Source organism: Thalassotalea fonticola (genome assembly GCF_032911225.1).
In the GTDB taxonomy this organism is placed as follows: Bacteria; Pseudomonadota; Gammaproteobacteria; order Enterobacterales; family Alteromonadaceae; genus Thalassotalea_A; species Thalassotalea_A fonticola.
On the sequence record NZ_CP136600.1, the window covers coordinates 4716803 to 4741667 of the forward strand.

The window sequence follows — 24865 nt, forward strand, 5'->3', positions numbered from 1 at the left end:
TGTTTTTATGTTGAAAAAAGCAATCTTATGCGAATGATAAATCTAGGTCGAATTTACTTTTGGGCTTAGACTTTATGACTTCAGGTTTATCAATAAAGAAGCCTTGGAAATAGTCAAAGCCCAAGTTTAGAGCTTGTTTGTATTCTTGTTGATTTTCAACTTTTTCAGCCAGTAGTTCGATGTGTGGAAATTCAACAAGATGTTCAATTAATTGAATTATTTCTTCAGTTGTACTTTGCCTGAAATCTACTTTTATGATTTTTATGAAAGGAAAGAAGTCATGCCATTGTTGGTGGTGAACAAAATCATCTAGGGCTATGCAGTAGCCTTTTTCATGCAAATATTGGCAAATTTTCAATAATTCAGGGCAAGGTTGTTCCGTTTCCAGTATTTCAATAATGACGTGTTCAATGTCAAATTGCTGTGGATAGCCTTTTTGTAATGTTTCTAGCGTGAAATTGATAAAAGCTGGTTTTTGCTTGGTAATGGTTTTGCTTTGCCGACTTTCAAGCGTGGTTTGAATCAACTTCACCGTCGCTAAGTCAGCATCAATATCAGGGAATACATTAATTAAGCTGTCTCTGAATAGTAATTCGTAAGCAAAAATTTTATTGTTTTTATCAACAATAGATTGTCTGGCAGCAAAACCTTGTATTGCCTCATACCTTTCTTGATTTTCTTTTATTGATAATGTTTTATTAATTTGCATTTGAAGCCAAAAAATCTTATTTAGGATCGATTCCAAGTTTCATCAAATGATGAAACCTAATTAATACGTTAACACATAGAAAGGAAATAAATAGTTAAATTTTATTACCTAAGTTGAGCTCAGCCTTGCCGTTGTTGCCTTCATAAAAATATCAAATAGTATTATTCTAATTAAAACAGATTGTTAATAAAAAATAATACGTAAAAAATAGTAATTAAACCTCAATTAGATTTATCATATGAGTTATTTATTTTTCTTAACTGTATATAAAATTAATTCAATAGGGTTTAACTTGATAAATTTTGTCATGGTATATACTTAATTAAGCATTTTTATTACTTAGGAGTCTAACTTGGCCATTGGTACTATATTTTCATTAGCAGTTTATTTTATCGTAATGATCGCAATAGGTTTATATGCATTCAAAAAATCTACAGATGATGTATCTGGCTATATGTTGGGCGGACGAAGTTTAAGTCCTTCAGTGACGGCTTTATCTGCCGGAGCTTCAGATATGAGTGGTTGGATCTTGATGGGCTTACCGGGGGCTATGTATATCACCGGTTTAAGCAGTATGTGGATAGCCGTAGGCTTGGTCATTGGTGCCTACGCAAACTATAGAATTGTAGCGCCGCGTTTACGTACCTATACAGAGCTTGCTAATGATTCTATTACGTTGCCTGATTTTTTTGAAAATCGCTTTAAAGATGATAAGCGCTTTCTTCGTATAGTATCTTCAATCGTCATTATTATATTTTTTACCTTGTACACTTCATCCGGAATTGTTGCTGGCGGTAAATTGTTTGAAAGTTCATTTGGTTTAAATTATGAGATAGGGCTCTATGTAACTGCTGGTGTTGTTGTTTGCTATACCATGTTTGGTGGGTTTTTAGCGGTGAGTTTAACTGACTTTGTGCAGGGCTGTATCATGTTTATTGCCTTGATCTTAGTGCCCGTTGTGGTGATATTTAACGTTGGCGGTTTAGCTGAAGTACAGCAAAGTATCGAAAGTATAAACCCTGATTTATTTAATATGTTCAGTGGCGTTAGTACTATTGCGATAATATCGGCAATGGCTTGGGGGCTTGGTTATTTTGGCCAACCGCATATTATTGTTAGGTTTATGGCAATACGATCTGTTGAAGATCTGCCCGTGGCGCGCCGTATCGGCATGAATTGGATGATAGTGTCTATTTGTGGTGCTATGGCAACAGGGTTCGCTGGTATCGCTTATGTTGCCAAAACGGGTACACCGTTGAGCGATCCTGAAACAATCTTTATTCTATTATCACAAGTTTTATTTCATCCTTTAATTGCCGGTTTTCTTTTGGCTGCAATTCTTGCGGCAATTATGAGTACTATCTCATCACAATTGTTAGTGACATCAAGTTCATTAACGGGTGATATTTATAAAACCTTTTTAAACAAGGATGCCAGTGAAAAACAGCTTGTTATGATTGGAAGACTTTCGGTGTTGCTTGTAGCTATTATTGCCGTGTTCTTGGCTTATGATAGGAATAGCACTATTTTAAGTTTGGTAAGTAATGCATGGGCTGGTTTTGGCGCTGCATTCGGCCCGCTTGTTATTCTTAGTTTGTACTGGAAACGTATGAATAAACAAGGAGCACTTGCCGGAATGTTAGTTGGTGCTTTTACTGTGCTATTTTGGATTTATGCACCAATTACAATGAATGGTCAAAACTTAAGTGCTTGGATTTATGAAATTGTTCCTGGATTTATACTTTCAACTGTCGCTATTGTGGTGGTCAGTAACATGACAGAACAGCCTGATGATGAAATTCAGGGGGCCTTTGCTAAGGTTGAAGCTATTCATAACTGATTATTGAATAAAAGAGGCTACGCCTTAACGCGCGAATTAAATCACGCTAACCAAACTTTTCTGGCATTGTCGCACTCCCAGCCGTCATTGCCGCGAAGGCTGTAACCCATAGTAGTTTGGAGACCCGAACGAGCCGAGTATGACGTTTTAATTCACCGCTATTACGTGAATTTAATCACGCTAACCAAATTTTTTGGCATTGTCGCACTCCCTGCCGTCATTGCCGCGAAGGCGATAATCCATAGTTGTTTGGAGACCCGAACAAGCCGAGTATAACGTTTTAATTCACCGCTATTACGTGAATTTAATTACGCTAACTAGGATGAGCACTTCCATGTAAAAAAAGGCCTGCAGTGCAGGCCTTGAGGGTATGACTGGGGTCATACGTACGAGTCTAAATTTATTTTAACTTAAATTGACCATTCTATGGTCTGATCAATTTTTTGCTGCCATTGTTGCAATGGCTCGTTCTTGTTACCCATTATAATTACATCACCTTGTTGGTACTGATGGGTAATACCTGTAACCGAACCATCACTAAATTGGTCGGTAAATTTTAAGTGAGTAGATTTAGGTACAAGAAACACTGTGACATTATCAAATTTACCTTCAAACACCATATGGATGCTATCCATGCCGTCAAAGTAACAATCATCGATTGAGATTAACTTGCCTAACTTTTCCTTAAAGCCAACGTTTAAATCAGAAACATCATCATTGAAACTAGCCAAGCTGTATTGTGCATTGCCTTGTTTGGCGAAGTTATCTGCTTCATGGTGATAATGCGCTAATGAATAATCAGCAACATTAGAATAAGCTGGGCTAGAGTTGATAAAGCTTACGCCAATGCCTACCGCGAAAGCAACAGAAGCCGCCATCGCCAGATGCACTCTAGATTTCTTCTTAGTTTGCTGATGAGAGTGCAAACTTTGACGTAAAATAAGTTGCTCGGCTAAATTCTCCGGCACTTCAACATTTAATGCTTTAGCAATGTGTGAATCTAAAGTTTTTAAATCATCAGCAAAATCTTTTCGCTTTTTGTCACTCGCAGTGGCATCGATTATATCTTGATCTTGGCTATTTGGATCTGAATATAGTCTTCGTCTGAATTCTAAATCATCCATTAATGCGCCCCTTAATTTCGTTATCTTTTTCAATTGCTTCTTTGAGTTGGTTTCTCGCTCTAAATAAACGAGTCATCACTGTGTTCTTGTTCAGGTCTAGCATGTTAGCTATCTCTTCACCGCTAAAACCACCGATAACCTGCAATACCAAAGGTTCTCTGTAATCACTTGGCAAGCGCGCTATTTTTTCTCTTAACCAATGATCTTCAAGTTGTTGTTCGGTACTGGTTGAAAAATTATCGACCGTACTCCCTTCATCGTATTCACTCATATCAAATTGTTTGCGTTCAAAGCGGCGAGCATTTTCTCTACGTAAAATAGTAATAAGCCATGATTTTGCTGCTTTTTGATCTTTTAACGAATCAAGCGCACGCCAAGCTCTAAGGAATGTTTCCTGAACTAAATCTTCGGCGATATGTTTGTCGTGAACTAACCAGAATGCGTAGCGGTATAAGTCACCGTGCAGTGCTTTTACCAAGGCTTCGTATCTAACTTGTTTACTTGCCATATATGGGTTCCAAGTTTTTCTTAACAATATTATTGTTGGTTATTAGTAAGGACCAATCAAAGGTAATTTAAATTTCGTAAATTTAAAAATTTATTTAATTTTATCTCAGAATACAAAAATGCCCGCATTTAACGGGCATTATTTACTTAGAGCTTTAAACTTTATGGGTTAATAGTAATGGCAACTTGTTGCTCTTGAATCGTTTTAGTTTGCAGTCTAGATATTATTTTTAATAATTTAGCGCCCTGCCAATTACCGGTATTGGCTGAATAATAATTTCGTTGGAGCTCTGCTAACGCCTCATTAAAATCAACACTATTAAGTTTTTTACTCACTTGTTCTAAATTTGCAAAATGCTCATTTGGATATAAATCTTTAGCCCAAGTTGGTAATAGCGCAATGACTTGCTCACCATTATTTTGTGTACATGCCGCTAATAATTTTAAATAGCTTTGTTTATCATCAGGCGCAAATGTTGCTTTATTAAAGCTTATTTTGCCTTTAAGTTTCGCCGTATAAAACCAAGTTAATACAGTAAGTATCCATCCGGCTAAAAATAGCCATTGCAGCGTAGTATTTTGCTCTGTCACAATTTGCACTTGTGGCTGTGCTGATTGGGAAAATGTCGGTGATACTGCTTCAATACCATTAATAGTAATTGTTTTCCCTGGTATTACCGCTTGTTCTAGTTTATTAAGTTTTGTATTCCACCAAGGCACAACTAGGTCGGGCAGAGTATAGGTGCCTGGCTTGGTTGGTACGATGGCAAACTCTTGAACTTTTTGGCTAATTAACAAACCATTTTGTACACCACTTTGGCTTTCAGCTTGATCCGGATATATTTTTAAGCCACTGGGTACTTCAAAGTTTAGTTCAGGTAATTGTTCAGCACTAAGCGCAGCTGCGGTTATGGTTACTTTACGGGTGATTGGTTCGCCTAATTCAAACTCTGTTCCGTCGCTTGGCCATTCATCTTCTATGTTTATTAGCTCGCTAGGTAACCATTCACCCGAGTAATTGTCAGGCATAGGCTTTACGTTAATGTCGATTTCTTTACCGCGAATACTTACCGGCTTGCCTCTGTCCATGCCTGAGAATAAAGAGCGCTTATTGCTGATGGTAATTTCACCCTCAAAGGTAGAGCTGTGCAGCACAAATTTACCGCTGGTCTGAGGTTTTACAGAATATACTCGTTCAATAATTCGATAGCGTTTACCGTCAATTATTTGAGTGTTTTCTTGATCTTGACCTATTTGCTTAATTTCAGCACCAGTCATTTTGGGCTCGGTTAATACACCGCGCTTTAAGTTAACGGCTAAGTGTAAACGCACTCTAAGAGTAAATTGCTGTTGTACATACACTTCTTGATTACTTACATCAGAAGTAATGTACAAGTCTTTCTGTTGGCTTGTGCCTTTTTCATTTTCAGCCAAAACAACTAGGGCAATAGGTTGTGTGCTCACCCCATCCACTGAAAGAGCGGGGATCACTACTTTGCCTTTTTTACGAGGAATAAGTAGCGTTGTCCATTGCGTGGTACGGGTCATATCAAAATTGACCATATTGGTTTGACTACTAACTGACGTGCCACCAACAACAAAATCTTTTTGCAATATGCTTGGGTCAAATGCATCGGCAGAAACTGAATCATCAGCGACTATGGTTAATACAATTGATTCATTGACAACTGCTGGGTTTTTATCAATACTCGCGGTAACGTTGGTTAACGCATTTGCCAAAAATGTGGCTAATAGGGAAACTATAAAAACGCTATGTTTTATCGTTTTTACCATTTTTCTTTTACTCCAATACTGCTTCTATTTTGACGACGTTTTTGATATTCCAATTTCATTTTATTACGTAATAATAATTGGGGATCATCGGTAACTTTTCTAAGCATTTGTTCATGCTTTTGGTTTAACTCGTTATTTTCATTACTGGTGCCGTCAACTACACCAGCACTCTGTTCATCTTGTGGGTTTTGCTCTTCAGCTTGCTCTGCATTTTCAGTTTGAGCGCCGGCATTTTGCTCCTGCTCAGATTCATCTTGCTCAGCGTTTTGTTGCTCATTGTCACGACTTTCTTGATCGGATTCTTGTTCATTAGGATTCTGCTCAGCATTTTGATTTTCCTGGCTCTGAGAGTCTTCTGATTGACTGTCGCTGTTTTCACCTTCTTGCTCTTGCTGGCTTTGATCTTGTTGCTGTTGATTTTCGCCATTTTCACCCGACTGTTGCTGGTCTTCTTTTTGCTGCTCAGACTGGTCTTGATTCTGATTCTGATTCTGATTCTGATTCTGATCCTGTTCTTGATTTGAATCGCCTTGATTTTGCTCTTCTTGCTCTTGTTGCTGTAACTGCTCAATTATGGCTTTATTGATTGCCGCATCCTGATGTTCAGGATTTTCAGCCAATACATCATCGTAGGCTTTAATCGCCTGTTCAAACTGCTCAAGTTTAGCCAAAGCATTACCTTGGTTATAACTAGACTCAATCGACTCAACTTGTTTAAACGCCTCTAGTGCTTTTTCAAAGTCACCAGCTTTGTAGTAACTACTGCCTTGCCAAAGTGGATCGACGAATTGCTCAGCCGCTTCACTAAACTGTTGTTGCTTAAAGTGTGATTCACCTTGCTGATTTTTAGTTTGCCATAAATCATCCCATAGGCTTGCTTGGGCTGTTGGAGCATGCAGTGATGAAGCAACAATCAAGCTTAATAACACCGGAGTAAATAATACACCGCGGCGGAAGTAGCTCAGCATTAATGGTAGGGCAATTAATAATAGGTACGGCCCCATTTCTTGCCATTGATCGCCCAAGTTGTCTTGCTCATTCTGCAATTCTTTTTTGGCATCAAGTGTTTTTAATTCACTTAGATTTTCTAGGTCGCTTTCATCTGCGGTTATTTGACTATACACACCACCACTATTTTTACTAATCCCCGCAAGTCTAGGAGAGTTCATTTTGGGTATTACGATGTTACCACCTCGGTCTTTCATCAATTCACCGTTGGCTAAAGTAATTGGCGCACCTTGCTCGCTGCCTACACCTAATATATTTATTCTATGCGGGTGCTCACTGGCAAAGTCATTAATATCAGCGAGTTCATCTGAGCTAATACCATCGGTTACCCAATAAATATCACCTTCTATATGGCCTGCATTTTGTAGCATTTCGTTTGCTAAAATCAAAGCTGGGTAGGGATTAGAACCCAATTCAGGCATTATGCTCGGTGACAGTGAAGGCAGAAGAAGTGTGATATTATTTATGTCGGCTGTCAGTGGGCTAATAATAAATGCATCACCAGCATAGGCAATTAACCCTATTTCACCTTCATCAATTTTTTCAACTAAATCCATGGCTTTATAACGCGCCATGGTTAATCGGTTTGGCTTAATGTCAGTAGCAAGCATAGAAAATGACATGTCCATAATAAGCACAGAGCCGCGCTCAACATCAAATACCGGTTGTGGTAGTTTTTGCCAGGTAGGGCCAGCCAATGCAAAAATAAATAATAAACCGATAATTGATGCCGGAATAAGTGACACTGGTTTTTTATTTTCATTGCTACTTAATAACATGCTGGTTAAATGTTTTGGTATTACATGGTGCCAGGCGCTACTTGAAATTCTAATTTTTCTAAGCTGCCAAATCACCCAAATTAACACGACAATTGTCAGTAACCATAAAGGGCGGATAAAATGAAATTCACTCATTATATTTGCTCCTTTGTTGTGGCCATTGTTTCAGCTTGCTTATTTGGACGTGAAGCAGGTTTAATCTTGCTCACTTTGTCAACTGCTTTAATTGACTCCGGAGACTGTTTTGTAAATGGCTGATTAGGTTTGGTTTTATTGTTGGTGTCCGAAGACCAATTAAAAATAGAAGTGACACCTAGATATTTAATCATCAGCATTTGTATGATCATTAACACTATTGCTACCGTTAATGGGTAGTAAAACAATGCGGTAAGGGGGCGCATTTGTTGTTGGTCTTGTTCTACTGGTTCAAGTTGGTCAAGCATTTGATAAATTCTTGTCATCGACTCGCCGTCGGTTGCTCGAAAGTAGGTACCGCCAGTTTGTTTAGCAATTTTAGTTAAAGTATTCTCATCTAAATCGCGAGACGGATTAACTTTGCGAGTACCAAATAATGAACGTTCAAGCATTACTTCAGCACCAACACCTATGGTGTAAATGGTGACATCTTTTGCTACCGCTAACTCTAGGGCTTGCTCCGGAGTTATTTTTCCTGAAGTGTTTTGACCATCGGTGACTAGTAATAACACCCGGTTAGACTCTTTTTTATTAATAAAGCGTTTAACCCCTAATGCCATAGCATCACCAATCGCGGTTTTTTGCCCAACTAAACCAATAACAGATTCATCCAGCATCTGTTGTATGGTTTCTCTATCAAAGGTCATTGGTGTTTGCATATAAGCATCATCACCAAAAAGAATAAGCCCTAGTCGATCGCCACTTCTGCGTTCAATAAAATCACCTAGCAACTCTTTAAGCATCACTAAACGGTTAACGGTAGTGCCGTTTACGCGCATATCTTCAATTTGCATACTACCTGACAAATCGACTGCGATGATCATCTCTCTACCTTGGGTAGGGATTTGAATAGGCTCGCCTAGCCATTGTGGTCTTGTTACAGCTAACACTAATAAACACCAAACAACAATTGCTAGCCAAACGGGCAACTGTTGTTGCCCCATTGCGGATGTTTTTGAGCTGGCACCAGGCAATAATACCGGTACTTTTAAAGCCGCAGAGCTTGCTGTTTTTTTCGGTGATAAAAAATAAACTATTAATGGTAGGGGCAATAATAAGGCTAGCCATGGCCATAAGAAATTAATCATGAACAAACCTCATTGGTACCGATTGTATTTTCTTTACTTTCTTGGTTAGAAGGGTTCATAACGCCTTTAGCTTCTATATCTTTTATTTCTGCCTCTTTTACTCCTAAAAACAGGGCATGATTAACCCACAATAAAGCAGCCTGTTGCAGTTCTTGGGAATAAAGAGAATGCGTTGATTTACGATACTGCTGCATTAGTGCATTTTCTGCTAGTTGCACGAAATTTGCCTGTTGCTCCTTCGGTAATTTATTTGATAAAAACGTTAATAATTTATCGCCGTGTATTGCTGCCACATCACTACGTTTATAGTAATGCATGCTTACCCACTTCAAAATTGCAATTGACTGTTCAGTCGTTAAATTATCTAACTCAGTTAATTGTTTTCTTGCTTGGCGTTTAACCGATGATTGTTTACGCTTGGCCGTGAATTTCTTAAAAGCAAAAACGCTTATCGCAATTAAGCTGATTAGTAAAAGCCACCAGCCTGGAGCAACTGGCCAGCCATGGATGTTTTCGGGCAAGTGAATATCTTGTAAATTCGCTAACGGATCCAAGATTCAACTCCTGATTTTAATTGATGTTCAATGCTACTGCCTGCTGAAAAACTGATAAAGCGAGCACCAGCTTTTTGATACATGTGTTGTTTTAATTGACTTAGCATTTGTGCTTTTTGCTGATAACGCTCTGCGGCTTTTTTATCACCTAAGGTAAGTTGCTGTTTCACTTTACCGTCGGTTACCGCAACAGATGTTTTATGCTGGCTGTCTGGCAATTCTGATTCTAACGGATCAGATATTTGGCAGATCACTAATTCACAAACACGGGAAATTTGCGTTAACGGCAATAATACTTGTTCGTCAAAATGATTACCGTCGGTAATTAAATAAACTAATGAGCCCGGACGAGCCAATTGTCTCAAACGATTACAATTTTCAATAAAGTAATCATTACTTGTCGGGTTATCTTGTTGCCAGTGCTCTAAACCTTGTAAATGCAATTCATCTAAGGCATGCAGATAATGCAACACTCCGTTTTGTCTGCTTCTAGGCTTAAGCTCTTGGTGATCAAGTTCATTGAACACCAGCCCGCCAACTCGATCGCCACGCTTTTTCGCATGCCAGGCTACTAATGCAGCAATATGCGCCGCTTGAACAGACTTAAACAATAATTTTGAGCCAAAAAACATTGACTGACCTAAATCTGTGGCAATCAATACCGGGCGTTCCACTTCTTCTTTAAACAGTTTGGTGTGGGTTTCACCGGTACGTGCAGTAACACGCCAGTCAATTGCTCGAATATCATCGCCAGTTTGGTAATGTCTTACTTCATCAAACTCCATACCTCTGCCTTTGGTGCGGGCGAGGTAATTACCGGATAAATGCCCATGCAAAGCTTTTTTAGGCGCTAGATTTAACAGTGATGCTTTGCCCTGATAAGGTAAAAGCTCGTCAATTGTTAAATTGATGCCATTACTGTGCAAGGCATTAAGTTGTTCACTTATGCCAAGATTAGCGTCAAAGTTTTGGTGTTTATTCCACCACATATTTTTTATACCTGTCACTTTCTTTGATTTTTATTTTTCTAGGTAACTTGTGGATTATCCAACGGCTACTAAGGTTAAAATGCGATCAAGAACTTGATTGGTCGTAATACCTTCGGCTTCGGCTTGATAGGTAAGCATTAATCGATGGCGTAAACAGTTATGAAATACTGCTTGAATGTCTTCAGGACTAACAAAGTCGCGACCGTTAAGCCATGCGCGTGCACGTGAACATCTATCTAAGGCAATAGTTGCACGAGGGCTAGCGCCATAGGCTAACCATTTGCCGAGATTATCATCATATTTTTCACCATCACGAGTCGCCATGATCAAATCAACAATGTATTGCTCAAGTACTGGTGCCAGATAAATTTCTAGTGTTTCTTTGCGCGCAGTAAATATCTCAGCCTGGCTGATATTGGTTAATGGTGTTTTTTTCTCATTTAGCGCTTCGCCGCGATTCAATCGTAAAATTTCCAGCTCAGATGCTGCGTTTGGATAATCGATTTCCAAATGCATTAAAAAGCGATCAAGTTGAGCTTCTGGCAGCGGGTAAGTACCTTCTTGCTCTAATGGGTTTTGTGTTGCCATTACTAAAAATAAGTCAGGTAATTTGTAAGTGGTTTTACCTACGGTTACTTGGCCTTCAGCCATTGCCTCTAATAAAGCGGACTGAACTTTTGCCGGTGCCCGGTTAATTTCATCGGCTAATATCAAGTTTTGAAATAATGGTCCGTGTTGAAAAACGAAGGTGCCGTCTTCTGGGCGGTAAATGTCGGTTCCGGTTAAATCAGCAGGTAATAAGTCAGGAGTAAATTGAATGCGGTGAAAGTCTGCATCAACACCATCAGCTAACGAGTTAATTGCTCGTGTTTTTGCTAAACCAGGGGGGCCTTCTACAATAAGGTGACCGTCGGCTAATAGCGCGATTAGTAAATTTTCAACAAGTGCGTGCTGACCTACAATTTGCTCACTTAAGTGTTCTTGTAGTTTAGAGAATTGTTCGATTGCCATAATAATTATTATTTTCCGTAACAGCAGTTAAATACAGTAATTGTGCTTATGTTTTATATATAAGGATCATGGTATGCGAAATCAATGCTTTTAAAAAGACTCATTTGCAGATAGAATCAAATAAAACTATCAGGTCGGACCACTTTTGGTTTTTGCTTACAATTTGGCAAATTTATTGACGATAATAAAGGAAACATAATGGGAACTCAGCAAAACGTAAAAACAGCTCACGGTGAACGCATTGCAGTTGTTGCAGGCTTAAGAACACCGTTTGTGAAACAAGCGACAGACTTTCACGGCATACCCGCTCTAGATTTAGGCTCTATGGTAGTTAATGAACTTATTGCAAAAAGTGATATCGATCCGGCGATTATTGAACAACTAGTTTTTGGTCAAGTGGTGCAAATGCCAAAAGCACCAAACATTGCTCGTGAAATCGTGCTTGCCACGCAAATGAATGTTGCTACCGATGCTTATAGTGTTTCTCGTGCGTGTGCGACCAGCTTCCAATCAACAGTTAATGTTGCTGAAAATATCATGCTAGGTAATATTGATGTCGGTATTGCTGGCGGCGCAGATTCAATGTCGGTACCACCTATTACTGTGACCAAAAAATTAGCTCGAACCTTATTAGATTTATCAAAAGCTAAAACCTTTGGTCAAAAAGCTAAACTTATTACCAGCTTAAAATTAAAGGATTTAATGCCAGAGCCACCAGCAGTTGCTGAATACTCTACTGGCCTTTCAATGGGGCAAACGGCCGAACAAATGGCTAAAAGCCACGGTATAAGCCGAGAGGAGCAAGATGCTCTAGCACATCGTTCGCATACGTTAGCGGCTAAAACATGGAGTGAAGGCAAGCTTAACGATGAAGTCATGACTGCCCATTGTGAACCGTATAAAAGAATCGTGACTCAAGACAACTGTTTTAGAGAAAATTCAGAGTTATCAGGATACGCCAGACTTCGCCCAGTGTTTGATCGCAAGCACGGCTCCGTTACCGCAGCTAATTCCACTGCATTAACCGATGGCGCTTCTGCGGTTATTTTAATGCGAGAAGGGCGTGCGAAAGAGCTAGGTTATAACATTTTAGGCTACATACGTTCATATGCATTTACCGCAATCGATGTTTGGGAAGATATGTTAATGGGTCCATCGTATGCTACGCCTCTTGCTTTACAACGCGCAGGCTTAACACTTGCTGATTTAGATTTAATTGAAATGCATGAAGCCTTTGCCGCGCAAACATTGGCTAACGTAAAAATGTTTGGCAGTACAAAGTTTGCCCAAGAGAAGCTTGGTTTAGATAAAGCCATTGGTGATATCGATATGGACAAGTTTAATGTACTGGGTGGCTCACTTGCCTATGGTCATCCGTTCGCCGCAACTGGTACAAGACTAATTACCCAAACCTTAAACGAATTAAAACGCCGGGGCGGTGGTCTTGGACTAACAACAGCTTGTGCTGCCGGTGGTTTAGGCGCAGCAATGATTTTGGAAGTGGAGTAAGCACATGACTGATGCGATTAAAGAAACAACTCAAACAGGAAATTCTACGTTTACGTTAACACCACAAGATAATGGTATTGCGCTGTTAAAAATTGATGTGCCGAATGAGACTATGAACGTACTCAAGGCAGAGTTTGCTGAGCAAATACAAGATATTTTGCAACAAGTTAAAAGCGATAGTTCAATTACCGGTTTAGTTATTTATAGCGGTAAAAGTAACTCTTTCGTTGCCGGCGCAGATATCAGCATGTTGGATAAATGTGAAACTGCCGAGCAAGCAATTGAAATTGCAGCAGGTGGCCAAATGATCTTCAACCAACTTGAGCAATTACCTATTCCTGTTGTTGCTGCTATTAACGGCCCATGTTTAGGCGGTGGCTTAGAGCTTGCTATGGCATGTCATATGCGCGTGTGTAGTGACTCGAATAAAACTGTTTTAGGTTTACCAGAAGTACAACTTGGTTTACTGCCTGGTAGCGGTGGTACGCAGCGGTTGCCAAAACTCGTTGGCTTACAAAAATCTTTAGATATGATGCTAACAGGTAAGCAATTACGAGCGAAACAAGCATTAAAAGCGGACCTAGTGTCAGATGTAGTACCCAATTCAGTTCTATTAGATGTTGCCATTAAAATGGCACAAAACGGTAAACGCAAAGCTAATAGAAAAGTGAACTTTGTTGAAAAAGCATTGGAGTCTAACCCTTGGGGCAGAAAGATAGTGTTCGATCAGGCGACAAAGACGGTGCTAGCCAAAACTAAAGGCAATTATCCTGCGCCTTTAAAAATTATCGACTGTATCCGCACTGGCTATGAAAAAGGCATCACGAAAGGTTTAGCCATAGAGGCAAATAACTTTGGCGATCTCACCCAAACGCCAGAATCTAAACAGTTGCGTAATTTGTTTTTTGCTACAACGGAAATGAAAAAAGAGCAGGGCGTTGCTGGCGTCGCGCCAGTTAAAGTAAATAAAGTAGGCGTGTTAGGCGGCGGTTTAATGGGCGGCGGTATTGCTTATGTTTCAGCAAATAATGCTAAAACGCCGGTGCGTATAAAAGATATCAATCATACCGGCATTTCACATGCACTTAAGTACAGTTTTGATATTTTAAATAAAAAAGTGAAACGCAGGTTTATGTCCAGCAGTACCATGCAAAAGCAGCTGAATATGGTCACTGGGACTGTAGATTATAGCGGATTTAAAGATGCTGATTTAATTATTGAAGCAGTATATGAAGATTTAGCGCTTAAGCAGTCTATGGTGGCCGATATTGAAGAAAACTGCAAAGATGGAATAATCTTTGCCAGTAACACCTCTTCATTACCAATTAACCAAATAGCAGCAAAAGCAGCTAAGCCTGAAAATGTTATTGGCCTTCACTATTTCTCACCTGTAGACAAAATGCCACTGGCTGAAATTATTGCTCATGAGAAAACATCCGACGAAACTATCTCTACAACAGTTGCTTATGCTAAGCGCCAGGGTAAAACACCTATTGTTGTTAAAGATAAAGCCGGTTTTTATGTAAATCGAATTTTAGCGCCCTACGTTAATGAAGCGGCCAATATTTTATTAGCTGGTGAGCCAATAGAAAAAATTGACCGGGCGTTAGTTAAGTTTGGTTTTCCTGTTGGTCCGATCAAATTACTAGATGAAGTAGGTATTGATATTGGTGCTAAAATTAGTCCAATTTTAGTCGCTGAGTTAGGCGAGCGATTTAAAGCTCCTGATGCTTTTGATAAACTGATTGATGACAATCGTAAAGGCCGTAAAACTAAAAAAGGCTTTTATAATTACGTTGGCAAAAAAGCCAACGGTAAAGATGTTGATGAAAGTGTCTATTCATTATTAGGTATTCAACCAACCAGCAAATTGACAGCTGAAGAAATTCATCAGCGTTGTGTACTGTTAATGGTGAATGAAGCTGTGCGTTGTTTAGATGAGGGGATTATCCGCAATGCTAGAGATGGCGATATAGGAACAATTTTCGGTATAGGGTTCCCTCCGTTTATCGGCGGACCATTTAGATACCTTGATAGTTTAGGCGCCACCACAGTTGTTGAAAAGTTAACAACTTATAAAGAAAAGTATGGTGATCATTTCGAACCATGTGCAGCATTAGTTAAAATGGCAGAAACTAGTCAAACTTGTTATTAATAAATAATTAATAAAATGCGGTAAGCAATTGCCGCTTTATCGACTAAGGGGCAATTTATTGCCTCTTTTTTTACTTCAGTATGATGGAATGTAAATTTCGATGGGTGGTTTAAATTTGTAATTTATCGATGAATTATTATATTGAATGGTTACAAGGGGTTAACAAATATACGCAAAAAACATGTTTAAACTACTTTAGTGTAAATAGTCTATTTGTTATACTGCGCGCCTTAACGTTGTCCTATAAGCCTTGTAGAGTTAAATATGTTGTTTGTTGCTGTATCCTTACTATGTGCCGTATTCTTTTATTGCCAAGCTCTACAGTCCGGAATGGGGCGTAAACGTTGGGCTACGGCTGGTTTTGTATTAGGACCTTTAGTATGGCCAATGTTCTGCATGGAGAAACGCATGAAAACCTTTAAAAGGTTTGGTACTAAGTTTGGTATCTTCAACGCATAGTCCTTATAAACTCATCAGTAAACAAATACCTATACGTTGAAAATTGCTCAGTTCGTTATGACCACCAGTTCGAAGCGGTCATTTCATACACTTCAATTCTTGCCGGGGCTTTTGTTATTTTCTTTGTGCCAAATATAGCTTTAAATACTTTTAACATAATCACCTCAATACCTTATTAATAAAGGCTTATGACCACCAGCTGCTTGCTGACATTTCACGAATCTCAATACTATCTGCAACTTGTTTCGCAGTTGTTTTAGAAGTAAATATAGTTTTAATCATTGCAATCATTGTCTTATCTCCTAGATGCGAATCTTGTTGCTTGCCGTAGGCTGAATGCGAATCTTGTTGCTTGCCGTAGGCTGAATGCGAATCTTGTTGCTTGCCGTAGGCTGAATGCGAATCTTGTTGCTTGCCGTAGGCTGAATGCGAATCTTGTTGCTTGCCGTAGGCTGAATGCGAATCTTGTTGCTTGCCGTAGGCTGAATGCGAATCTTGTTGCTAGCCGTAGGCTGAATGCGAATTTTGTTGCTAGCCGTAGGCTGAATGCGAATCTTGTTGCTAGCTGTAGGCTGAATGCGAATCTTGTTGCTTGCTGTTTCAATGAGGCTCAAATCATTTGCTGGAGCACCGGTTGAAAGTAATACTGATAAAATTAATGAACTAAGCATGGTATTTCCTATTTTTATTTTAAATAAATATATCTATAGGAATAATTAAGCTAATAACGTGCCAACATTTAAATAATGCTAGAAAACTTAATGAATTGTTTTTACTAGATTTTAATATCAGGTCTGAGAATGGTATTTTTATCGTGTTTAGTTTTAGGGGGGGTAATTGGGAAGTGTTTAAAATAAATTGCAGCTAAAAATAAAACCTTGATCATTAAACAAGGTTTTCTCAAGTCAGTTAATTAATTTTGATAGTTATATATTATTGTAAGGTGTCGATTTATTAGTGATGATATGAGAAAGAAGATAACGACTAAAGTCTTCTTCTGCTAAAGGTTTGGAATATAAATAACCTTGCATTTGTTCACAGTTAACCGTTTTAAGATATTTAAGTTGGCTTTCTGTTTCTACACCCTCGGCAACAACATCCATACCTAAATTGTGAGCGATAGTCACAATGGTGGCAACCATGTTCCTACCTTCTTCAGAGGTCTCTATATCATCGACAAAGGCTTTATCAATTTTTAAGGTATTAAGTGGGAATTGTTTCAAATAGGCGAGAGATGAATAACCGGTACCAAAATCGTCAAGTGATAAATTAATCCCCATCTTCCTAATTTGATGCATCAGTTCAATCGCCTCTTGAGGAGAGTTCATTACCGTCCCTTCGGTGATCTCAAGTTCAAGGTGTTTTGCCGGCAACTTGGTTTCTTCTAAAATTTCGGCAATAACCCGAACTAAATTAGGCTGTCTAAATTGCACGGCTGAAAGGTTCACCGCTATGCGGCCTTCAAACATGCCATTATCTAACCAAGCTTTAGTCGCTAAACATGCTTTACGTAACACAATTTCGCCAATTTCAATAATTTGGCCAGTTTCTTCTGAAATTGGAATAAAGATATCTGGGCGAATAATGCCTTTTTTACCGGCTTCAAAACGAACTAAGGCTTCCATGCCTTTTACTTTGCCGCTGGCAACATCAATTTTAGGTTGATAAAACACCGAGAATAAATCTTCTTTTAAACCATGGCGTATTAAGTTTTCTATTTGTAAGCGTTTTACGGCTTGTTTGTTCATAGAGTCGTTAAAGAATTGATAGGTATCGCCACCTTTATCTTTTGCGTGATACATAGCAGTATCAGCATTCTTCAACAGCTCGTGCGAATTTGCGCCATCATCAGGGAATAACACTATCCCAATACTACAAGACAACGAAATTTCTTGTTGGCGAATATAATAAGGCTCAACAATAGTATTTAATACTTCATCGGCAATAGAAGTGATTTTATGAACATCATTAGTCCCTTCAAGTATTAACGCAAACTCATCACCACCTAAGCGGTAACAGGTATCTTTAATATTACCTATGGTTGCTATGCGCTCTGTTACTTTACATAACAGTACATCACCAATTTGATGGCCTAGTGAGTCGTTGATCTTTTTAAAGTTATCTAAATCAAAAACAAGCAGGGCATGTTCTGTATCTTGGCTTACCAATTGCGAATGATTTGCCTGGAAGAAAGATCTGTTCGGTAAGCCGGTTAATGTGTCTGAGTTTGCCAACTTACGTAGTTCAGCTTCAGTTTCTTTACGTTTGGTTATATCTGAGAATACACCGACAAAGTGTGATATTTTGTCGTTTTCATCGCGAATAATATCTATGGTGATATCAATTAAATAAGAATCTCCGGTTGAACGTTTACTTTCGATTTCCCCTTGCCAAGTACCATGGGATAGAAGATTTTTTTTCAAATTCTGTAAAAAACTATCTGGGTAAGAATTAAACGCTAACAACTGTCCTAATGATTCTGATCGAGTTTGCCCAGTGATCGTCTGGTAAGAAATATTACAATCTACCAGTTTAAACTGATTGTCATAGACAACAACAGCATCAGATATGTTTTCAATACATTTAGCGAAAAGTTTTAAGCTTTCTTCATTGGCCTTTATTTGACTGATGTCTTTTAAAGTACCGGTCATACGTAATGGCGAATCATTTTCATCACGCTCAACTATTTTACCCCGGTCTAATACCCATAACCAATTATTGGTTTTATCTTTAACTCGGTATGCAGCTTCGTAATGCTCTGATTTACCTGCTTTATGTTCAAGCAATAATTGTTTAACTCGTGGGTAATCTTGAGGGTGTATATTACGACGTTCTTCACCTTCAGCCGTTGTTTCAGACCCTTCCATTGGAAAATCTAAGATGCCCCAAATGTTTGAGCGAAACATTTGATTGGTTTTTAAATTCCAATCCCACATTTCATCGCCAGAGCCCCATAATGCTAACTTTAAGCGTTCTTCAGATTCCTTAATCTTTATATTTGTGAGCTCTTTATTTTGAGCTTGGCGAATGAAATAATAAATTACGAAAAACGCCAACAGAATATACACGGCCCATGCAGTATTTGTTTTCCACCAAGGAGGGAGGATGTTAATCATTAATTGATTTGATGAAATATATTGTTTAGAACTGGAATGATAGGCTTCTATAATAAAAGGATAACTGCCAGCACTTAAATTAGTATATGTCGCTCTCTTATTTTTATAGTTGGTTTCAATCCAATGTTCATCTAAACCAATCAGTTTATATCTATATAAGACTTGTTCAGGGATACTCGAATTTGTAGAAGAAAACTCGATAGAAAATGGAGATTGATCATAATTTAATGTAATTTCTGAAAGTTTATAAAGTTGAGCTGGGAGCGTATAATTATTACCTTTATTTTTATTGGAATTTATAAGGACTTCTTTATTAGTAATTCTTAACTTAGTAAAAAGTGGTTTTAAAATGTTTTGAGAATCAGTTTTGATATCTTCAGGGAAAAAGCTATTAAAGCCGTTAACTCCGCCAAAGAAAAGTTTACCCTGAAGGCTTTTTAAAGATGAGTCTTCAGAAAACTCTTCAGATTGTAAGCCAACACTAGAATCAAAATTGATTATTGATTTTGTTATTGGATCTATCTTACTGATTCCTTTATTGGTGCTAACCCATGCATTACCATTATTATCTAATAAAAAGTCTGCAACAAAATTATTGGCTAACCCTGTACCTTCATTAAAGTTGAAATATTTTTTCTTACTTTTGTCATATAAAATTACGCCTTTATTCCAAAAACCAAGCCAAATATAACCTTCTAGTTCATTAATATTTGTAATATTATTTTCTGCTATTATTTTGTTTGGTGGTAATTTAATTTCAGTAAATAATTGTAAAAATGGGCTGAATTTATAAACTTTTCCTTGGTTGCTGTTCACCCAAATTTCATTGTTCGAGGTTACTGATAAAGTATATAAAGTTTGTGTTTTATCACTGATCTTAAAGGATGAAAGGCTTTTATTAGTCAGAGAATATCGATGAATGGTTGAATTGGTGGAACCAAACCAAATTTCATTATTCAGGTAGGTGAAGTCAATTCTATCATGGGTGCTTATTCCCAAACCTTTGAATGATTCATGTTTTGTTAGTTTATTGTTTTTAATATCGAAATATATCAGGTCATTTTCGTAGGTTATTAACCATAAATTATTTTTATCGTCTGGAAAAAAGGCATTTAATCTACCAAAATCTTCTAAAGGAGCTTTTACAATTTCATTTGTAGTTGAGTCAATTGAATATAAACCATTAAGCTCGGTGGAAATCCAAATATCTCCATTAGATAATTCAGCAAAGCCTAGAACCGTTTTGGGGTTTTTATTATCATTAGATAAATAATGGGCGAAAAGTGAATACGCCTGATTAGATTTATTTGCTCCTCTTTGGTAGGTACCAACCCAAATTGAATCCGCTCGGTCTTTAAATACAGAATAAACAAATTTAATGTCCAAGTGGCTAGAATCTAATTTAGATATAGCTTTAGAGCTAAGCGTGTCTTCAATTAAATTATAACTATAAAGGCCGTCTTCAGTGCCAATCAACACTTCATAATTATTTACTTGTGTTAGTGTTCTTGTTTTACCTGCTAAAGAATTTACTCCGTAATCTAAAGGGGTTATATGTTTTACGAGTTTATAATTTTTATCAACTACAAAAATGCCATTATCAGTCGCTACCCAATAGTTATTTTCTATTTTTTTAATTTCAAATATCCCCTTGGCATCTATATTTAAGTGCCATTTATTTACCCCATTAATTGGAGAAATAAAGTTGAAATCTTTATTAACTATATATAAGCCTTTTTCGAATGTACCAAGCCAATACTGGGAATTTTCATCTTGAAAAATAGTTTTAATTTCTTTGATGTTTTTTGAATGTGTACGAAAATTGACTTTTGAAAACGTGTCTGACTTTTTATTCAGCTTGAAAAGATCGTCAGCAGTAGCAACTAAAAGGTTGTTTTCATGATCTTCATCGATACTCCATATAGGACTACTTTTTAAATTATTATAAGGGCTACTGAATTGATCAAGTTCAGGGTCGTATTTACTGAGGCCTGCTTGTGTACCAACCCATAAATTATTCTGACTATCGACAAATACTACACGAACTAAGTTGTGTAACAGAGAGTTGGGGTTATTAATTTCATTTCTATAATAAGAAAAGTCATATCCATCATATTTATTTAAACCATCCTGGGTAGCAAGCCAAATAAAACCTTCATTATCTTGAGTTATTGAATAAACCGTACTTTGGGAAAGTCCTTGTTCTTTAGACAATTGTTGAAATTTGATTGGTGTTTGTGAAGATGAGTTTGCAGCAACAGAAAAAATGGTAAGCAGAGCCACCATAAGTAATTGGAATACGTTCAGAGCATTAAAGCTTTTCTTGTTATTGTTTTTAAACTGCACACAAGGCCTTTTGCGTAGTGCTTTGTTCCAAAAACTGGAACTTATTTTTTAATAATAAATAAGTAAAAAAAACACTGTATTTATTAATTATGCAAATAATATCTTAAAACAATTAGAAGGTGATTAAAAGGTGAATGTTTTGTAAAAAAATTGTCATTAATTTCAACGGTTTATTCTTGACCTAATAGTGGATTATTTTGCTACGACTTATAGATGTTTTTTTGATGAAAAACATCAATGTCGTTGATTACTCGGTTATTATTTAATAAATAAGCAAGTTCGTCAGAATGCTTTACGGAAGCTAGGCAAATTTTATCGACCGGTTTGTTGTTAGCAAGTTTGTTTTTGATGAAGTCAGCTATGTCTGTAAGTGTTAAATTTTCTATTTCTTTAACCAGTTGTTCCTTTTGATCAAAACCATAATCTTTATTACATATACTGACCCAGTAACGTTGGCTTTTTATTCTTGGACTGGTGTCTTTCTCTTGCAGTTGTCCAATTAAACCATGTTGTAAATGCTGCCATTCATCAGTTGATATGTTGACATCAAACTCATTAATAAAATCATCCATAGCTGAAAATAGAGCATCTGCTGTAGTGTCAGGAGACTGGATGTAAAAGGCTACACCTGGAAATCGGTTCATCGGAACGTAGCCTACTCCGACTAAATAACCAAATTGTTGTTCGGTACGCATTTGATGAAAAAAGTGCGGTGACAATAAATGACTGGTAACCATAGTTAAAGCTACACTTTGCACATCGTCATTTTCCATTGGGTAATATATAACACTGGCATAGTCATGATCAGGAATGTGTAGCGGTAGTAAACTTTTGCCTTTACCTTTATAGTCAACGACTTTGCTACTTACACCTTCGTTCTCGTCTAAATGTTCAGAGAGTTTAGCGCTGATTAACTTAGCCATGCTTTTAGCTTGTGGTTCTAACCAGTTACCGTAAATGAACACTTCTATGCATAGTTTGTTGAAATATGCTTCACAAAAATCGGTGAAATTTTCGTAGCTGACTTGCTCCAACGCTGCCGCTAAGTCTTTGCCGCTTGGGCTGTAGGGTTTCATTAATGCACTTAATTTAGCAAATAATTGTGAAATTGATTTACTCTTTTCGGCATTACGCCAATTAACCACTAACTGCTTTTTAAATAATTTGAATCTTTCAATCGCTAAGGAATGATCTTTTATGCTATCGAGAAGGTTTTCTAGCAACAACGGCTGCTTTTCATTTATGCCAGATAGCTGCAAGGTCATGCCGCCTTGGTGTGGATATAAATGATAATGAATACCAGCAAGTTCTGCGTGGTAATTCTGTTCAAGTACTGAGTCACTAAATAACTCAACAAACAAGCGAGTCATGGCGATATGTGCTTTACTTTCAACCGCAACGGTTGAGTCAATGCCAATAAATATTTGCCCCTTTGGTACAAAAAATGAGCAGTCTTGTTTAAACCACACTTTCAAGCCTGGTTTGTTTTTAATCAATGCAGGTACCGATATTTCATCTTTGGCAGGCACTAATGTTGGTTTATTCACAATATAAGGGTTAGGTTTGGGTAAGCTTAGTTCTTTAAATAAGAGATCACTTTGCCAATGTACGATTAAGTTGCTGTCAATAGCCGATTTTTTATAAGGGACTTTATACCAATGGCTTATTTGATCGGTAGTTACATGTTGGTTAATGCGAATAATACGCATATTTTCAGGTCGTAAATAATCTAAAAATTCGGCGACTAAATCAGGTTTTAGCTCGGCCATTACATAATCACCATAAATGTAATCATGAACAGGGTAGTGTTGCATATTAATGACTAACTGGTTCACTGAGTCTAGCGGTTTTAATTTTTCTTGATATTGAAACGAGAATTCTGAGATGGCCTTTTTTTCATTGAAGTAAGTGTCATTAATACCTGTTTTGCTCATCAACTGAATGTAGGCAAACACCAAGGCTATAATCTCATCTTGATGTTGTTCTCCTTCTTCAGTTAAACGTATGCTTATATTAAAATCTTTAAAATTTGCACCATTAACACCACCACCTGAGGTTAATGCCATTGCCCATTGCTTGTTTTTTAAATAGGCTAAAATGCTGCCGCTGCCTTCGTGGCCTAACAAGTAACTTAAATAACTGACCGGTTTGTACAAATACGAAGTGTCTATACCTGGCATGGCAAAGCTTAGAATAAGCTTGCGATCATCTTTCTCCGGTTTTATATCAACCGATATACCAAGATGTTCTTTTTTATAAAGTGGTTCACTAACTTTAATTTTGGGCTGTATTTCTGACCGGATAGCTGAGAATTTTTCAATAACTAAACGTTCTAAATCGGCAATAGGTTGTGGACCTTCAATGGCAAGTGTCATCCGCTGAGCACAATAATGTTCATTATAAAAACGAGTAACTTCATCTTTTAAGCAGCTATCTGTTCTATCTGAAAGTGTGTCTAAACTGCCCACAGAAAATTTACTAAATGGATGTTCGGGGTTAATGGTTTCTTTGTGAACATCATAAATACGGCGCATATCGTCTTTAAGCTTTAACTTAAACTCGGCGTCAATATTCTGTCTTTCTTTTTCAATAAATTCTTGAGATAACAGCGGGGCAGTAAAAAATTGACTAAAACGATCGATTGCATCATTAAAGTGTTGGTGATTAATATCAAAATAAAAGCAGGTATGTTCGGTTCCCGTCCAAGCATTGCTAGAGCCGTTATGTTGCGATAAATATTGCTGGTATTCACCACTTTCGGGGTATTTCTCCGTACCCAAAAATAGCATATGCTCTAAAAAGTGAGCTAATCCTTGTCTGTCGCTAGGATCGTCAAAATGCCCGGCATTTACAGCAAGGGCAGCTGCGCTACGATTAGACTCACTGTTTTCAATTAATAACACGCGTAAGCCATTTGCTAACGTAAATGGCTTATATTGTTTAGGATCGTTTGGACTTTGCTTCAATAAAGGCTCCGTTGCCAATTATTTAAACAATTTGTTTAAAAACAATTAGTTTAAATGACTATAAGTTTAATGATTGAAATACAAATATACCTGATAATAATTTATTTCTGAACTACTGTTTATCTATGGCAAGTAATTCTTTATTATTGCCTAAAATCAAAGCAGTGCCATTTCTATCTTTGTTGAAGCATTTAAAGAATGGCAAGCATTAACAGTCAAAGACTGAATTAACAATGAATTTATTTATCATGCGTCACGGCGATGCAGACACGAAAGTCCATATTGACGAACAACGTCCGCTTACCGAGCAAGGCGTTTTAGAAGTAAAGGTAATGGCAAAGTGGTTAGCCAATGAAGCTGTAGAATTTGATGCGATCTTTGTTAGTCCATACCTTAGAACTCAACAATCAGCACAAACCTTAAAGGCAGAATTAAATGCCAGTGCTGCTTTGCAAACCTTAGATTTGATCACTCCCGCCGGCTCAGCAAGCGCAGTCCATGACTACTTAGATGGTATGATGACCCTTGAACGTTACAGTAATGTATTAATTGTTTCACATATGCCGCTAGTGAGTTATCTCTTGGCTGAAATGTCATTTGAGAAAAGCGCACCAATTTTTGCCACCGCGGCGATTGCCCAAATTAATTACAATACTAAACTTATGGCTGGGCATATCGTAAAGCATGTTAGCCCTGAAGATTTTTGCTAATTATTT

General features: G+C 37.6%; 16 protein-coding genes. 4 read left to right on the plus strand and 12 right to left on the minus strand.

What is annotated here, in order from left to right; all coding sequences use genetic code 11:
* Positions 1–25: 25 nt before the first annotated feature.
* A complete protein-coding gene (locus RI844_RS19530; RefSeq protein ID WP_348396313.1) occupies positions 26–709 on the minus strand; it encodes an EAL and HDOD domain-containing protein in 684 nt (227 codons plus the stop codon).
* Positions 710–1061: 352 nt separating this feature from the next.
* Between RI844_RS19530 and putP the strand changes: the two genes are divergently transcribed.
* Positions 1062–2549 carry a sodium/proline symporter PutP gene (putP, locus tag RI844_RS19535; protein ID WP_348396314.1) on the plus strand — a complete coding sequence of 496 codons (1488 nt, stop codon included), beginning with the start codon at positions 1062–1064 and terminating at the stop codon, positions 2547–2549.
* A 410-nt stretch (positions 2550–2959) separates the two neighbouring features.
* On the opposite strand, the gene RI844_RS19540 is transcribed toward putP, so the two are convergent.
* From RI844_RS19540 to RI844_RS19575, 8 genes are all read right to left on the minus strand, one after another.
* A complete protein-coding gene (locus RI844_RS19540) occupies positions 2960–3673 on the minus strand; it encodes a DUF3379 family protein (protein ID WP_348396315.1) in 714 nt (237 codons plus the stop codon).
* Positions 3666–4181 carry a sigma-70 family RNA polymerase sigma factor gene (locus RI844_RS19545; protein ID WP_348396316.1) on the minus strand — a complete coding sequence of 172 codons (516 nt, stop codon included), beginning with the start codon at positions 4179–4181 and terminating at the stop codon, positions 3666–3668. Before RI844_RS19545 ends, RI844_RS19540 begins: the two co-directional genes overlap by 8 nt.
* Before the next feature lie 161 nt (positions 4182–4342).
* Positions 4343–5974: a BatD family protein gene (locus RI844_RS19550; protein ID WP_348396317.1), complete on the minus strand. Its 1632-nt coding sequence runs from the start codon at positions 5972–5974 to the stop codon at positions 4343–4345.
* On the minus strand, positions 5968–7896 hold the full coding sequence (locus RI844_RS19555; protein ID WP_348396318.1) for a vWA domain-containing protein: 1929 nt from the start codon (positions 7894–7896) through the stop codon (positions 5968–5970). The genes RI844_RS19550 and RI844_RS19555 overlap by 7 nt, the downstream gene beginning before the upstream one ends.
* Entirely contained in the window at positions 7896–9044 is a 1149-nt protein-coding gene (locus RI844_RS19560) for a vWA domain-containing protein (protein WP_348396319.1), read from the minus strand. The genes RI844_RS19555 and RI844_RS19560 overlap by 1 nt, the downstream gene beginning before the upstream one ends.
* Positions 9041–9598: a DUF4381 domain-containing protein gene (locus RI844_RS19565; protein WP_348396320.1), complete on the minus strand. Its 558-nt coding sequence runs from the start codon at positions 9596–9598 to the stop codon at positions 9041–9043. The genes RI844_RS19560 and RI844_RS19565 overlap by 4 nt, the downstream gene beginning before the upstream one ends.
* Positions 9586–10587 carry a DUF58 domain-containing protein gene (locus RI844_RS19570; RefSeq protein ID WP_348396321.1) on the minus strand — a complete coding sequence of 334 codons (1002 nt, stop codon included), beginning with the start codon at positions 10585–10587 and terminating at the stop codon, positions 9586–9588. Before RI844_RS19570 ends, RI844_RS19565 begins: the two co-directional genes overlap by 13 nt.
* A gap of 54 nt (positions 10588–10641) precedes the next feature.
* Positions 10642–11598, minus strand: coding sequence for an AAA family ATPase (locus RI844_RS19575; RefSeq protein ID WP_348396322.1), 957 nt, complete (start codon positions 11596–11598; stop codon positions 10642–10644).
* A gap of 198 nt (positions 11599–11796) precedes the next feature.
* On the opposite strand from RI844_RS19575, the gene fadI reads away from it, so the two are divergent.
* Positions 11797–13107 carry an acetyl-CoA C-acyltransferase FadI gene (gene fadI, locus RI844_RS19580; RefSeq protein WP_348396323.1) on the plus strand — a complete coding sequence of 437 codons (1311 nt, stop codon included), beginning with the start codon at positions 11797–11799 and terminating at the stop codon, positions 13105–13107.
* Between the two features lie 4 nt (positions 13108–13111).
* Positions 13112–15262 (plus strand): fatty acid oxidation complex subunit alpha FadJ, encoded by a 2151-nt coding sequence (gene fadJ, locus RI844_RS19585; protein WP_348396324.1) that lies wholly within the window; start codon positions 13112–13114, stop codon positions 15260–15262.
* A gap of 761 nt (positions 15263–16023) precedes the next feature.
* Here the strand turns inward: fadJ and RI844_RS19590 are convergent.
* The 3 genes from RI844_RS19590 to RI844_RS19600 form a co-directional block, all read right to left on the minus strand.
* Positions 16024–16392 (minus strand): hypothetical protein, encoded by a 369-nt coding sequence (locus RI844_RS19590; protein ID WP_348396325.1) that lies wholly within the window; start codon positions 16390–16392, stop codon positions 16024–16026.
* Positions 16393–16647: 255 nt separating this feature from the next.
* Positions 16648–21183 (minus strand): EAL domain-containing protein, encoded by a 4536-nt coding sequence (locus tag RI844_RS19595; protein ID WP_348396326.1) that lies wholly within the window; start codon positions 21181–21183, stop codon positions 16648–16650.
* A 200-nt stretch (positions 21184–21383) separates the two neighbouring features.
* Positions 21384–24149: an insulinase family protein gene (locus RI844_RS19600; protein WP_348396327.1), complete on the minus strand. Its 2766-nt coding sequence runs from the start codon at positions 24147–24149 to the stop codon at positions 21384–21386.
* 233 nt (positions 24150–24382) lie between these two features.
* Here RI844_RS19600 and sixA point away from each other — a divergent pair, with 233 nt between their 5' ends.
* On the plus strand, positions 24383–24859 hold the full coding sequence (gene sixA / locus RI844_RS19605) for a phosphohistidine phosphatase SixA (RefSeq protein WP_348396328.1): 477 nt from the start codon (positions 24383–24385) through the stop codon (positions 24857–24859).
* Positions 24860–24865: the final 6 nt, after the last annotated feature.